This is a genomic window from Aurantiacibacter marinus (assembly GCF_001021555.1).
Classification (GTDB): domain Bacteria; phylum Pseudomonadota; class Alphaproteobacteria; order Sphingomonadales; family Sphingomonadaceae; genus Alteraurantiacibacter; species Alteraurantiacibacter marinus.
Genome location: NZ_LDCP01000004.1, coordinates 115,037 through 129,319, shown reverse-complemented (window position 1 = coordinate 129,319; position 14,283 = coordinate 115,037). Strand labels below are relative to the sequence as shown.

The window sequence follows — 14,283 nt, the reverse complement described above, 5'->3', positions numbered from 1 at the left end:
CCGCTGCTGCGAGAGGTTGCTGGGAGAGAGAAATGAAAAAGTCGGTTTTGTATGGTGGTGCTGCGGCAATTGCGCTTTCCCTCGGGATGGCTCCGGGAATTGCTTTCGCACAAGATGCATCAGCGCAAGATCCTGAGGGTGAGGCTGCGGCTGCACAGGGTGAAGGAATTGGCCGGATTGTTGTGACAGCAACCCGCCGCGATACCGACCTTCAAACGACCGCAGTGGCTGTGTCTGCGATCGACCGTTCGCTGATCGAGCAGTCCAATGTCGGTGACATTGGCGGCCTGGCGACATTCGTCCCCAACTTCTCTGCCGAGACGATCACCGGCTTCAACGCGGCAAGTTTCGCAATGCGCGGCGTTGGCCAGAACAACATCATCGTTTATTTTGAACCTCCCGTGGCCGTTTTGGTGGACGACTTTGTAATCCCCAGCGTCCAGACCCAATTGCTCGACACTTTCGATGTCGAGCAGGTAGAGGTGCTGCGCGGACCGCAAGGAACACTGTTCGGCAAGAACACTACTGGTGGGGCCGTAACGGTCCGCACGATCAGGCCAGAGATGAACGTGTTCGGCCTTGATGCTCGTGTCCAGGCAGGCAGCTTTGGAACGGCAAGTGCTAAGGCTGCGCTGAATATTCCACTGGTCGATGACATGTTGGCTTTGCGTATCGTCGGCGGGCTTGATTCCACCGACGGTTATTACCGTAACGGTGCATGCTATGGCCCGATAACGGGCTTTGTCGCCAATCCATTCCAGGATTCGGAGGGCTGCCTCAACGGCGATCGCATCGGTAATACTGAAGTTTGGTCGGCGCGTGCAAAGCTGCTGTTTGAACCAACAGACAACATCAGTGCGCTGTTCCAGTATGAATTCCTGCGCGACCGCTCTGGTTCGGTGCCATCGGTCAATGAAAACGACCGCTTTACCGGCACTACGCCGTTCCTTACCGATCTGCTGAATACCGGTTCGCCAAACCCCGCAAGCGATGATCCGCTGGATAACGCCGGGATTACATTGCGCGATGATGCGCTTCTGTTTGCGGGCCGTGGTCAGCGGATCGACGTCGACGGGCTTTATGCCAATATCGATTTCGATTTCGACATCGGCACACTTACGTCTGTGACCGGTTGGCGCAGCCAACGCTCGCGTCTGCCAAACAGTTATCCGGGCGATGCGCCGCTGGATGTGAATGGCAATCCGCTGTCGATTTTCGATGCGACACGTGATGACGACCGTGAGACCTTCCAGCAGGAACTGCGCTTCTCGACTGACTTCGAAGGCCCCTTCAATGCGATTGTCGGCGCGTTTTACCAGACTGACGATACCGATTTCTGCGTCTCGCAGATTCTGGGTTTCCTCGATCTGACAGGCGGCCCTCTGCCTTTCGGCAATTGGAACGATACGCCGTACATCCTGTGTAACGCGCAGGAGGCTGAATCCACTGCTATATTCGGTGAAGGTACGTTCGAAATTACGCCGGAACTAACCCTGACGGGCGGCTTGCGATATACTTGGGAAGACAAGACGTGGCGAGGCCGCCAACAGGCCTTCATCGCCGAACTCGAAGGCGGTTTCGATCTGGGTATTTCGATTGATGAAGCACTGGATGCCAGCGTTTACAACTTCCCCGCAAATGTCATCCAGGTTGAAGATTCTGCCAGCGAACTGACCTGGCGTGCAAGCCTCGGCTATCAGGCGACGCCCGATCTGTTCTTCTACAGCACGGTGTCGCATGGCTTCAAAGCTGGCGGTTTCAACGACCAGATCGGCGGCTTCGCGGCGTTCGGAGCCGATTTGGATGCCTTTGCCGAAGCGGCGCAGGCTACCCGGCCGGAAACTGCTGACAGTTTTGAACTGGGCGTAAAGTCTGAGCTGTTCGATAACCGGTTGCGGTTTAATCTCACCGGCTTTTACGTCGAATACAACGATCTCCAGCGCCAGCTGAACGTGCCTATCGAAGTAAATGGCTCGCCCAATCAGGTTACCATTTTCGTGAACGCAGCCAGTGCCGAGGTGGCCGGGATCGAAGCCGAACTCACCGCAGAGCCGACTGACGGGCTCACCCTTCGCGGTATCCTTGGCTATCAGGATGCCAGCTACGGCGAATATGATGCACCCAATGCCGGTTATGATCTATCGACCTCGCCGCTGGACCGTGCGCCTGAATGGCAGTGGACCCTGGACGGAAATTACAACTTCGAGCTGAACAATGATTTCGAGCTGACGTTCAACGGCAATGTCGCGTACCAAAGCAGCAGCCTGTTCACGCAGGCGATCGATGATCCGCTTGGCAATACCTTCCTCAACTCGCGCACGTTGCTCAATGCGTCGATCACTCTGAGCCGCACTGATGAGGCGTATTATGTCCGCCTGATCGGTCAGAACCTGTCCGACGAGCGGTATCGCACAGCCTCGCAGAATGTGGCCGGTCTCTGGCTCAACAGCCAATTCGGTCCGCCGCGGTTCTTCGGCGTTGAAGTGGGGTTCAGCCTGGGAGAATAGGTTCGTGAAGAAGGGCTTTTCCCTCTCGGTTCTCCTTGCCGCCAGTCTGCTCGGAGCATGCGACCAGCTTGCTCCGGGTGACGGCGAGGCAGGTGGCCAGCTAGAGTCGACGGATGATCTGGTGACGAGGGTCGGTACGCCGATCAACGTTGAAAATCATCCGGGGCAAGCTCTCTTCAACGAAAACTGCGCGTCATGTCACAACGGTACGGTGCCCAAGGCACCTGCCATTGTGTGGCTGGAAATGCTGGAGCCTGACATCGTCCTTTCCTCGATGAGCGAAGGGATCATGCAGCAGCAGGCTGCACATCTTTCCTCAGAGGAGCAGCTGCATATTGCGGAGTATCTCGCGCGGATCGAGCTGGACGATTATCAACCTCCTGCACCTCCGCCAGCATGCGAGGACACCCGGCTGGACATGAGCGCACCGCCGCCCGCTGCGGTTGGATGGGGGCATGACAATTCCCGTTTCGTGCCGGCATCGGTCGGAGGAATAGACGCTGGTGACTTTGGCGATTTGCAGCTGAAATGGGCGTTTGCCTATCCAGGTGCGATCCGGGCGCGTTCGCAGCCGGCAGTCGGTTGGAATACCGTGTTTGTTGGCAGCCAGAATGGCAAGGTTTACGCCTTCGATCTCGACAGCGGGTGCGCTGAATGGACATACCGGGCAGGCGCCGAAGTGCGCACCGCAATTGTTGCCGACGCAGAAAACGAACGGCTCTATTTCGGCGATATTCTTGGCCGGGTTTATGCCATCAATGCCATGACGGGCGAGGAAATCTGGCGCGTGTCGGTGGACGACCACCCCAACGCAACCATCACCGGCACCCCGACACTGGGCGGCGGAATGCTGGCCGTGCCGGTATCCTCGCTGGAGGTAACATCGGCCGCTGATCCGAATTATTCCTGCTGCACATTCCGCGGCGCGGTGGTTGCGCTCAACCCCGCCACGGGAGAGCGGGAGTGGAAGACCTATACCGTCCCCAATCCGCCGACCCAGCAGGGCGAAACCAGCGCGGGTGCGCGCATACTTGGCCCATCCGGTGCTCCTGTGTGGAACAGCCCGACCTATGATCCGGCCCGCAACCGGTTCTATTTCGGGTCAGGCGAAAATTACTCATCCCCGGCAGATGGCAATTCTGATGCACTATTTGCCGTCGATGCCCGGACCGGGCGCAAGCTATGGCACGTGCAATTCACTGAAAACGACGCGTGGAATGTGGGCTGCATGATGGGTAATGAAAATTGCCCTGAGGAAAACGGCCCCGATCTCGATATCGCGGCATCGGCCTTGCTTGTCCCGATCGGCAATGGCCGGGACATGATCGTGGTCGGTTCCAAATCCGGCGTAGTCCACGGGGTCGATCCTGAAACAGGCCGGCAGGTTTGGGAGCGCAGACTTGGCCACGGCGGCACGCAGGGCGGCGTCCACTTCGGCATGTCGAGCCAGGGCAGCACGGTCTACGTTCCCATTACGGACCTTGCCGACACACATGATGGCCGCGAATACGATACGTCGATCAACGGCGCAGGCATTCATGCCATCAACGCCGCCGACGGGCGCATTTTGTGGCGCAACAAGGCGAACAATATCTGCGATGGAGAGCTGTATTGCGATCCGGGAATATCAGCGGCGGCCACTTCCGTTCCTGGCGCAGTTATCGCTGGCCACCTCGATGGACGCTTGCGCGCCTATGACAGGCGCACCGGCAGGGTGCTGTGGAATTACAACACCCGACAGCAGGTTGACACTGTGACCGGCGCAATCGGGCGCGGCGGCGGCATGAGCGGCCCCGGGCCAGCAGTTTACAACGGCCATGTCATCGCCAACAGCGGCTATGGCCTTTACTTCCATTTGCCGGGCAACGTCTTGCTCGTGTTCGAGAAGCAATAGGAACCCGATGAACTTTCAGCTTACCGATGATCAGCGCGAATTGCAGGATGCAGCGCGGCGCTTCGCGCGCGAGGAATTGCCCGCCATTGCAAACGAGCTGGAGGCAACAAACAAGCCGCCCTCGCGCGCATTGGTAAAGCAATATGCGGAGCTGGGCTTTCTCGGCATGAACATCCCCGAAGAACTTGGCGGAATGGGGCTGGGCAATTTGGAGGCGCTGCTCGTGCTGGAGGAATTCGGCAAGATTTCCTCTGCTGTGGCATTTCCGATTTTCGAATCTGCAGTCGGCCCGGTCCGCGCGATTGAGCGTTTTGCAGGCGATGCCCTGAAACAGCGCGTGGTGCCTGCCGTATGCAGCGGCGATATGATCGTGGCGGTCAGCATGTCCGAGCCCGATGCTGGCAGCGCGCTTACCGATTTGACGACCCGCGCGGTAGATGATGGCGATCATCTGGTCGTCACCGGTACCAAGCGATGGTGTTCAGGCGGCGGCCACGCCGATGGCTATGTCGTTTACTGCCGCATGTCGGATGATCCCGGCGCGCGCGGCATTGGGGCGGTATTCGTAGAGGCGGACACGCCCGGATTGACCTTCGGCCCTAATGAAGAGCTGATGGGCTTTCGCGGTATCCCATCGTCGGACCTGATGTTCGATGAATGCCGTGTGCCGAAAGAGAATGTGGTCGTACCCGCAGGCGGCTTCAAGAAACTGATGGAAGCTTTCGATCTGGAACGTTGCGGCAATGCTACCATGTCCATGGCGCAGGCGTCCGGCGCGCTGGAAGATGTCATTGAATATGTTCAGGAGCGTAAGCAGTTCGGCAAGCCGATTGTCGATTTTCAGGCTGTACAGCTGAAGCTGGCGGAAATGCAGATGCAGGTTGATGCGGCGCGGCTGTTGATCTGGCGCGCAGCGTCCAATGCGCAGGACGGCCTTCCTTCAATCCAGGAAAGCTCCATCGCCAAATGCTTCGCCAATTCGATTTCGCGCGAAGTTACCGGCAATGCGGTCCAGCTGATGGGCGCCTATGGCTACAGCAAGGATTTCCCGATGGAGCGCCGGATGCGCGATTCATGGGGCTGGGGTATTGCTGGTGGAGCGATTGATATCCAGAAAACCAACATCGCCAGCGCCATGGTGGGCCGCCGCTTCAACCAGCGCGCCTGACATGGCGCTGGAACTGATCGCGCAGGCCGAAGAGGTGCCTTTGAACGACACCGTCGTTGTGGAACATGGCGGTGAGCAAGTGCTGCTGGCGCGGACCGCCTTCGGCGTCTTCGCGGTCGAAAACAGATGCAGCCATGCCTATCAGGAATTGCACGGCGGCAAGGTAAAGAAGGTGATGATCTTCTGTCCCCTGCACGGCGCTGGCTTTGATTTGCGCAATGGCTGTCCGAAGGGCAAATTGACCGATAAACCTATCAAGGCGTGGCACTGCGAGGAGACGGAAGAGGGGATCGCCGTCGACCTTTCCATTCGGCTCGATCCGCCCGAGGACTAGCGCCGTGCGCCTTCTCCATCTCGATGCAAGCCCGCGCGCGAACCGTTCCCGCTCCCGGGAAGTCGCGCAGCGCTTTCTGGCGGCGTTGCCATCTTCAACCAGTGTAACTCATGCCGATCTCTGGTCGATGAATCTGCCGACACTGGAAGGTGACATGATCGAAGGACGCTATGATCTGCTGCACGGTAATCCCGTGCCGGAGGATGTGTCGAACCAATGGGGCGCAATCAGCGCTGTTGCGCAGTCCTTTCTGGATCACGACAGCTTTTTGATCAGCACGCCGATGTGGAATTTCGGCATTCCTTACAGGCTGAAGCACTTCGTTGATGTGGTGACCCAGCCGGGAATGACGTTCCGCAATGATGCGGCGGGCAATGTTGAAGGGCTGGCCGCAGGAAAGCGTGCCTTGATCGTTGCTGCCAGCGCGATGCCTTTCGGACAGGATGCCGGATTGGACATCCTCGATTTCCAGTCGAAGTATCTGGAGGCGTGGCTCGGCTTTATCGGCGTTACGCAAATCGACACGGTGAATGTATCGCCGACTTTCGGAGCGGAAGATGAAGTGGCGAAGGCGATGGATACGGCCAGCGAAAAGGCTGTGACACTAGCGCGCGATTGGTAATACGCTAACGCCGCGTGTGAACCAGATTGATGCTTTCGAAATGCAGCACGATCTCGTCCTTCTGGTTGCGCATTTCGTAATACCCAACACAGGTTCCGCGCGGCTTTCCGCTTTTTGATGGCTCCTTGGACAGTATACGAGACGTCACGAACACCGTGTCACCCGGGCGAAGTGCATTCTTCAGTCGGAAATTGTCGAATCCGATGCCGCAGACGTAGTCGATGTCCGAATTGATCTCGTGATCAAGCTGCCGCCATATCGCCAGCACATGCACCCCGCTCGCCACGACTTCGCCAAAGGTCGATTGCTTTGCCGCTTCGGGATCGGTGTGAAACCACTGCGGATCATATTGCCGCGCAAACTCCACGATTTCCGCTTCGGTTATGGTGCGGCTGGAGGACTTTCGGGACAGCCCGATTTCCAGATCTTCGAACTTTAATAAGGGGCGCTTGGTCGACATTTATGGGGTTCCTTGCTGACCTCATTTCTAGGGCCTCGTCACAAAAAAACAATCATGCCTGTATGTTTACATGGCGGGCGGCAATGCTATTGTGCACTTCTATAACCAATCAGGGCCAAAGCGGATGCGCAACCCAGAATCAGGACCGGGCATTTTTCAAATGTCCTGGGTGGTCGCCGATCTCGAAGAGGCGGCGCATCGCTGGCATCGCACGACTGGCGTTGGCCCGTTTCTGGTCAACCGGCACATCGCCATTGCAGAGCCGATGTATCGCGGCACGGCTGGCCCAATCGACTTCTCAACCGCCATTGCGCAGGCCGGGCCAGTGCAGGTGGAACTGGTGCAGCAGCATGACGACAACCCCTCCTGCTACCGCGACATGGTGCCGGCGGGCGAAGAAGGCATGCACCACACCGCAATCATGGCGAGCGATTACGATGCCGCTTTAGAGCATTACACCGCGCAAGGCTTTGAAGTGGCCAGCAGCGGCCTCTTTGGCGCGGTCAGGTTCTGCTACGTCGATTGCCGCAGCGCGCTGGGTCATATGGTCGAGATATTGGAAGACAGCCCCGCCATTCGCAGCTTCTTCGCCGCGATAGAACGCGCCGGAGACACTTGGGACGGCGACCCGGCAACCTTGTTACGCGAGCTTTGAGCGCGAGATAACGCGTCAATTGGAGAGAGCGATGAGTGATGAAATCTACACGATCGGCAAGCTGCTGAAGGACAGGGCAGATGCGATCGGGGATGGAGACGCGCTGGTCTTTCCGGACCGGCGCCTAAGCTACACGCAGCTTTACCAGCAAGCATCCGATTGGGCGCGCGCATTCACCGCGCTGGGAGTAAAACGGGGTGATCATATCGGCATATTGCTGCCGACCTGCCCGGACTTTCTGGAAGTCTACTTCGGCTGCGCACTGCTCGGCGCGGTCGCTGTTCCCATCAATGCGCGCTACCAGCCGGGGGAATTGGCCTATCTGACTAAGGATGCCGCGCTCCGCATCATGGTGACGACTGGTAAGGTCGCCGACTCGCTGGACTTTCAGGAGCGGTTGCACACCGCTCTGCCAACGTTGCAGTCCGCTCAGGATCCGATGGCTCTCGATTTGGCAGAAGCACCAGAATTGCGTCAGATTATCTGCCTGGAGGAGCGATGCAGCCCTTCCGTTCTACCGCGCAGCAAAGCCATGGAGCTTGGCCGGGAAATACCTCAGGCTGTCATTGATGAATGCGCCGAAGCCGTCGAGCCAAGCGATATCGGCCTCATCCTCTACACCTCGGGCACCACTTCCAATCCGAAAGGCTGCATGATCAGCAACCGGGCGATGGTCGGTAACAGCCGCAATCTCGGCAAGCGTTATCAAGTGACGGCCGATGACAAAGTCTGGTCACCGCTGCCGATCTACCACATCGCCGGAATTCTGCCGATGATGATGGTGATCGATGCAGGCGGGGCATATCTCACCGTAACCTTCTTCGAAGCCGGTACTGCGCTGGAAATGCTGGAGCGGGAGCGCGCGACAATTGCTTATCCCGCCTTCGTCACGATTATGCAGGACCTTATTTCGCACGAGCGCTTCGCCAAGACCGATCTGTCCTCCATGCGTCTGATGAACAGCAATTTTGCCGTCCAGCCAGCTTGGATCAAAACTGCGATGATCAAAGCAATGCCGTCCATCATCCATGTCGGCACATATGGTTTGACAGAAGCCGCAGGTACGATCTGCACCAGCGCACTGGATGAAAGCGAAGAAAGCCGCACCACCAGGCTCGGCGTGCCGTTGGATGAGTGGGAACTGCGCATCGTCGACTTTGAAACAGGGCGCGAATGCGCGACGGGAGAGCGCGGCGAAATCTGCGCGCGTGGGCCGAATATGCTCGATGGCTATTACAACTCACCTGAGAAGACGGCAGAGAGTATTCGCGATGGCTGGCTGCACACCGGCGACATTGGTTCGCTCGATGAGGCCGGAACGATCATGTTCCACGGGCGCACCAAGGATATGCTGAAGGTCGGCGGGGAAAACGTCGCAGCGGCAGAAATTGAAGGCGCGCTTCAAACGCATGATGCGGTGAAGCTGGCGCAAGTCGTGGGCATTCCGGATGAGCGTTATGTCGAGGTGCCGGTAGGATTTGTGGAGCTTGCGCAAGGCAAGCAGGCCAGCCCGCAGGAACTGATCGAGCATTGCCGCGGCCAGATCGCCAATTTCAAATTGCCACGCGATATTCGCTTCGTGGAAAGCTGGCCGATGTCGACATCGAAGATTCAGAAATTCCGCCTGCGCGACGAGCTGATCAGGGAACTTGACCTGGAAAGCTGATAAGGCGAAGCCAATCAGGCCGGAGTAATCAGGTCCGGTCGGACTTTGTGCCGCCGAACCAATCTGGCCGGCCTGCGGGCCATACTGCGCCATTCTGGGCTTGCCCGCCGTCGATGACCAGCAGATCCCCGGTGATGAAATCGCCTGATGGTGCCATCAGATAGACGCATGCCTCGGCAATATCCCAAACATCGCCGCGCTTCTTCATCGGGTTCGCGTCGTGAAAGCGTTCCAGCGCTTCTGGCGGATAGACGCGGAAGCCTTCGCTTTCGATCACTCCGGGCGCGATGCAGTTCACGCGGATACCGAGCGGAGCCCACTCGGTCGCCAGCGTCTTCGACAAGTAAATTACGCCCGCACGCGCCGCGCATGTATGGGCTGCCTGCGGCATGCCGCGCTCCACATTGGCGACAATCGAAAGCACATTGCCTGGCGCGCCAGCTTCACGCCATCGCTGCGCCAGCGTCTGCGTCATCCACCAGGTGCCATTGAGGTTGAGGTCAATCACCGACATCCAGCCCTTGCGACTGAAGTCTATCGCGTCCTGCGGAAATTGTCCGCCGGCATTGTTGATAAGGTGATCTACTTTGCCAAAACGTTCGAAGACGGCATCGTAGAAGGCATCCACCTCCTCCGGCTCGCGGATGGACATGGGTATGTGCATCGGGCGTCGTCCGGTCGCGGCTTCCATACCGTCAGCTGCGGAGAGCAGCTTGTCTTCGGTTCGCCCACAAATCACAACTTCAGCGCCAAGGCGGTTGCACAGGAAGGCGATGCCTTTGCCAATTCCCGAGCCGCCGCCGCTGACAATGACGACCTGACCGTCAAGCAAGCCATCACGGTAGACCGTGTCCATCGCTGCCAATTGTTCATTGGTGAAGCCGAATTTCGGGCGGCTCTCTGAAGTGGAGGGGTCTGCGGACGTTACCGGATCAAATGTGTTCACGCGTCCACCCAATCTTGCAAAACCGGCTCCACCGCGAGGTTTTCCGGCAGGCGGTTCGCACCGATACGGCGGTCCAGTTCTTCATGCCAATGATAGAGGCGCCGCTCCTGATAATTCAACGGCATACCTACAAAGCCCGGCGATTCCAGTGATTCCTGAATTTGCGGAGCATATTGCAGATCTTCATACAGGATACGCTCCCAATTGGCGGTGCGCTCCGCCCATTTGGGGTGCGGATTTTCGGGATCATACTCCGGCGCAATCCATGTGGAGACAACCCGGCAGGTATTGGTCCCGGTCGGCCAGAATTGCAGCAGCGGAACGCCGCTGTCGGACGGCGGCATCACGAAATTGGGATAGATCATGTAGCTGACGTTATTGTCGCGTGGAATTTCTGTGACATGGGGCAGCTTGGGCATGCCGATTGTGCCGGGGTCCTGCCAATCAGGCCGCTTGTTGGGCGTTACCATGCGCGAATGACCCTTGGGCCATAGCACAGCGGTCATGCCGCGATGATCGAGGAACCGGTCGACCGATTTTTGATGGATGGACTTGAGGTGGTACACTTCGAGAAAGGCATCCAGCAGTACCTTTACGTTGCATTCGACTTCGTAAGACCGGCTTTCGACAAAATCGAGCTTGTCGAATTCGAACTGCTCGAACTCGGCCGCCATCGGGCCGAAATGGTCCATCAGCGGTTCGGCTTCGGGGTCTTCGTTGATGAAGATCAGCTTGCCCAGAGTTTCACAGCGAACAGGCTTGAGCGAATGGCATGACATGTCGAAATCGGCAAAATCGCGCTTGTCACGTACGGCGACCAGCCTGCCATCCATCGTGTAGGACCATCCGTGATAGCCGCATACAAAACCGCGGCCATTGCCTGCATCTTCGGTCACCAAAGGCGCGCCGCGGTGCTGGCAGGTGTTGTAGAAGGCCCGAAATTCGCCGGACAAATCGCGCAGGACGATGATGGGGGAACCGGTATTGCGGATCAGCATCCAGTCACCCGGATCAGGAATCTGGTCCGCATGGCAGCCATACAGCCAAGCGCGCTTCCACATGAATTCGCGCTCCAGGCCGAGAAACTCGTCATCTACGTAGCGGCCAGCGGGGATTGCAGGAAGGCGCGGAAAACCGCTCGGCGGAGCTTTGCGCTCCGCCTCCATCTCCATGTTCTGCTTTATCTGGGCCGTCTGCGCCGCGTCCATTTTCGCATCCTCCAGCTTGGGTTAATGACCATAACGCGGCTAACGGATAAAACAATCATGAATGTTTTTTTATTGCCTTGTATATGGGCCATCACCAAGAGGCATGATAGGCTGAACCAAGAGGATAGCGGCTAATCGCAGCTTGGCCTTAGAATGGCGCGGTTCTAGGAAGCGCCGACCCGATATTGCAAAGAGCAACTTAGCTCATGCGCTGATTTGAAGACAACCCAAGGCAGTGGACCCTGACAATGCAAGACATCTATATTCTCTCCGGCGCCCGCACGGCCATCGGCACTTTTGGCGGAACGCTCGCGAAATTTCGCCCGGCAGAGCTTGGCACGATCGTGATCAAGGAAGCGCTGGAGCGTGCCGGAGTGGCTCCTGCAAAAATCTCGCAGACTGCCATGGGCATTGTGATCCCGACCCAGCCTTCCGATGCCTATGTCAGCCGGGTTGCCTCGGTAAATGCCGGAATTCCCGTTGAAAGCACGGCTATGAATGTGAACCGGCTGTGCGGATCGGGCTTGCAGGCAATTGTTTCTGTCTCGCAGGCGATTGCGCTGGGTGAGTGCGATTTCGCGATCGGGGCTGGGGCGGAGGTGATGTCTCACGCTCCGCACATGACGAACGGCGCGCGCTACGGCACGAAGCTGGGTGATTTGACTTTGCAGGACGGGATGCTGGGCGCGCTGCACGATCCGTTCGAGAATTTCCACATGGGCATCACCGCAGAAAATGTGGCCGAGCGCCTGTCCATCAGCCGTGAAGAGCAGGACGCGCTGGCGGTCGAAAGCCACAAGCGTGCGGCGAATGCGACCGAGCAAGGGTACTTCAAGGATCAGATCGTCGCGGTCGAAATCCAATCGCGCAAGGGCGTGACGCATTTCGATACCGATGAACATGTCCGCGCCGATGCTACGATGGAATCGATGGCAGGCCTGCGACCTGTGTTCAAGAAAGACGGCACCGTTACCGCCGGCAATGCCAGCGGCATCAATGACGGGGCGGCGGCTGTGGTGCTAGCAAGCGGCAAAGCAGTCGACGAACAAGGCCTGAAGCCGATGGCCAAGATCCTTGGCTGGGGCCACGCAGGGGTCGATCCTGAAGTGATGGGCCTTGGCCCGGTGCATGCCGTTCCGATCGCATTGGAGCGTGCTGGCGTCTCTCTCGATGATATCGACGTGATCGAAAGCAACGAGGCATTTGCAGCGCAGGCTTGCGGCGTGGCGAAGCAGCTGGGCTTTGATCCGGCAAAGACCAATCCCAACGGCTCGGGCGTATCTCTGGGTCATCCTGTAGGAGCGACGGGCGCAATTCTGACGGTCAAATGCATGTATGAGCTGAAACGGATCGGGGGCAAGTATGGCCTGATTACCATGTGCATCGGCGGCGGGCAGGGCATCGCGCTGGTCATCGAAAATTGCGATTGATCAATTACGTTTGAGGCAAGCCTGTATCGCTGGTAAGGCATGACTTATGTCATCCTGCGACACATGCGTGGTACGCAACACTGCGATCTGTTCCGGCCTTGATGCAGGAGAGATTGCGCTGCTCAGTACTATCGGCCGCCAGCGCAAGCTTGCACCTGGCGAATCGCTAGTTTGGGAAGGCGAAGATTCTGTGCTCGTCGCCAATGTGATTAGCGGCCTGCTGAAGCTGAGCGCTGGCACAGAGGATGGCCGAGAGCAGATTGTCGGGGTTGTCTATCCGGCTGATTTCATTGGCCGCCCTTTCGGGCGATCGACCGAATACACGGTAACCGCCCTGACCGATGCGGAAGTGTGTGTGTTCGCGCGGTCTGATTTTGACAGGTTTGCGGGCGAGCATCCCAGGCTTGAACACAAATTGCTGGAACGTACACTGACAGAACTTGACCGGACGCGGCGCTGGATGCTGTTGCTGTCGCGCAAGAATGCTCAGGAGAAGGTCGCGACTTTCCTGCTCGAAATGTCTGAAAGGCTGGCCCCTGCCGATTGCGAAGGCGGGGCCAATCCGCAACCACTCAAAGGGTTTGATCTTCCGTTTTCGCGGCAACAGATCGGCGATGTGCTGGGCCTTACAATAGAGACTGTCAGCCGTCAGATGATGGCGCTCAACCGCTCAGGCGTCATTGCGTTGCCCAACCGGCGCGCCGTCGAGATTATCGACCGTCCAGCGCTGCTGGCGATGGCGCGCTAAGCCGCCGATCAGTCGCCGCTGCGGCCAATGCCGGACCTCAGCATGTCGTTGGCGAGGCCCGCGATCCGCTCCGCATCGCAGCTTTCCGACCAGACTGAAAACCGCAGTCCGAGGAAGACGTTCATGCCCATCAGCGCCCAGGCGTGCGCTTCTTCCATACCGTCACGAAATTCCCCGTCTGCTTCGCCCTTGTGCAAACGATCGAGGATGCGGACGGCGGTTGTTTCATAGTGCTGCCGGAAACTTGTCGGATCGACGAATTCTGCTTCATCAATGATGCGGTAGATTTCCTTATGCTCTCGGGCAAAATCCAGGAAGGAATGCAGCGCGGCGCGCTCGATATCGAACGCGGCCGTTTCCGGCGCAACTGCTTCCCCTACTTGCCGCGCAACCTGCGCGCTCATGTCTTTCACCAGCGCCCGGAAGATCGCGTCCTTGCTCTCGAAATAGGTGTAGAAACTGCCCAGCGCGGTGCCTGCGCGGCGCGTTATCCCGCTGATGGAGGCTTCGTGGAATCCCTTTTCGCCAAACTCCAGCGCTGCTGCATCAAGCAATTTGCGCAGTGTTTCCCGGCCGCGCGCGGTGCGCGGTACTTTGGCGTGGTCTCCCGGATCGTTGCTCTGTGTTGCGGCCATGACACGGTGC

The 14,283-nt window shown here is 58.2% G+C and carries 13 protein-coding genes; 9 read left to right on the top strand and 4 right to left on the bottom strand.

Translation table 11 applies throughout. The annotated features are described in order from the left end of the window. The first annotated feature begins 32 nt into the window (after positions 1-32). Genes AB731_RS12665 through AB731_RS12645 form a run of 5 tightly spaced genes read left to right on the top strand, consistent with a single transcriptional unit; the run spans position 33 to position 6,525 of the window. A complete protein-coding gene (locus AB731_RS12665) occupies positions 33-2,507 on the top strand; it encodes a TonB-dependent receptor (RefSeq protein WP_047094399.1) in 2,475 nt (824 codons plus the stop codon). 4 nt (positions 2,508-2,511) lie between these two features. Beyond that, positions 2,512-4,401, top strand: coding sequence for an outer membrane protein assembly factor BamB family protein (locus AB731_RS12660; RefSeq protein WP_231638946.1), 1,890 nt, complete (start codon positions 2,512-2,514; stop codon positions 4,399-4,401). Positions 4,402-4,408: 7 nt separating this feature from the next. Next, the gene (locus AB731_RS12655) at positions 4,409-5,569 is read left to right on the top strand and encodes an acyl-CoA dehydrogenase family protein (protein WP_047094398.1); all 1,161 of its coding nucleotides are present in this window, start codon (positions 4,409-4,411) and stop codon (positions 5,567-5,569) included. A 1-nt stretch (position 5,570) separates the two neighbouring features. After that, positions 5,571-5,903 (top strand): Rieske (2Fe-2S) protein, encoded by a 333-nt coding sequence (locus AB731_RS12650; RefSeq protein ID WP_047094397.1) that lies wholly within the window; start codon positions 5,571-5,573, stop codon positions 5,901-5,903. A 4-nt stretch (positions 5,904-5,907) separates the two neighbouring features. Then, entirely contained in the window at positions 5,908-6,525 is a 618-nt protein-coding gene (locus tag AB731_RS12645) for an FMN-dependent NADH-azoreductase (RefSeq protein ID WP_047094396.1), read from the top strand. A 4-nt stretch (positions 6,526-6,529) separates the two neighbouring features. Here AB731_RS12645 and AB731_RS12640 read toward each other — a convergent pair whose 3' ends face one another. Further along, positions 6,530-6,985: a MaoC/PaaZ C-terminal domain-containing protein gene (locus tag AB731_RS12640; RefSeq protein ID WP_047094395.1), complete on the bottom strand. Its 456-nt coding sequence runs from the start codon at positions 6,983-6,985 to the stop codon at positions 6,530-6,532. 160 nt (positions 6,986-7,145) lie between these two features. Here AB731_RS12640 and AB731_RS12635 point away from each other — a divergent pair, with 160 nt between their 5' ends. Together AB731_RS12635 and AB731_RS12630 are read left to right on the top strand one after the other, a co-directional pair. Further along, positions 7,146-7,640 carry a VOC family protein gene (locus tag AB731_RS12635; RefSeq protein WP_231638945.1) on the top strand — a complete coding sequence of 165 codons (495 nt, stop codon included), beginning with the start codon at positions 7,146-7,148 and terminating at the stop codon, positions 7,638-7,640. A gap of 31 nt (positions 7,641-7,671) precedes the next feature. Next, complete coding sequence (locus tag AB731_RS12630) at positions 7,672-9,306, top strand: class I adenylate-forming enzyme family protein (protein WP_047094394.1); 1,635 nt, start codon at positions 7,672-7,674, stop codon at positions 9,304-9,306. A gap of 28 nt (positions 9,307-9,334) precedes the next feature. Here the strand turns inward: AB731_RS12630 and AB731_RS12625 are convergent, their stop codons facing one another. Both AB731_RS12625 and AB731_RS12620 read right to left on the bottom strand, forming a co-directional pair. Further along, positions 9,335-10,252: an SDR family oxidoreductase gene (locus tag AB731_RS12625; protein ID WP_047094393.1), complete on the bottom strand. Its 918-nt coding sequence runs from the start codon at positions 10,250-10,252 to the stop codon at positions 9,335-9,337. Continuing rightward, positions 10,249-11,460 carry an aromatic ring-hydroxylating oxygenase subunit alpha gene (locus AB731_RS12620; protein WP_047094392.1) on the bottom strand — a complete coding sequence of 404 codons (1,212 nt, stop codon included), beginning with the start codon at positions 11,458-11,460 and terminating at the stop codon, positions 10,249-10,251. The genes AB731_RS12625 and AB731_RS12620 overlap by 4 nt, the downstream gene beginning before the upstream one ends. Before the next feature lie 248 nt (positions 11,461-11,708). Between AB731_RS12620 and AB731_RS12615 the strand changes: the two genes are divergently transcribed. Next, entirely contained in the window at positions 11,709-12,890 is a 1,182-nt protein-coding gene (locus AB731_RS12615) for an acetyl-CoA C-acyltransferase family protein (protein ID WP_047094391.1), read from the top strand. Between the two features lie 46 nt (positions 12,891-12,936). After that, a complete protein-coding gene (locus tag AB731_RS12610; RefSeq protein ID WP_047094390.1) occupies positions 12,937-13,638 on the top strand; it encodes a Crp/Fnr family transcriptional regulator in 702 nt (233 codons plus the stop codon). Positions 13,639-13,646: 8 nt separating this feature from the next. On the opposite strand, the gene AB731_RS12605 is transcribed toward AB731_RS12610, so the two are convergent. Continuing rightward, positions 13,647-14,273 (bottom strand): TetR/AcrR family transcriptional regulator, encoded by a 627-nt coding sequence (locus AB731_RS12605; RefSeq protein WP_047094389.1) that lies wholly within the window; start codon positions 14,271-14,273, stop codon positions 13,647-13,649. Positions 14,274-14,283: the final 10 nt, after the last annotated feature.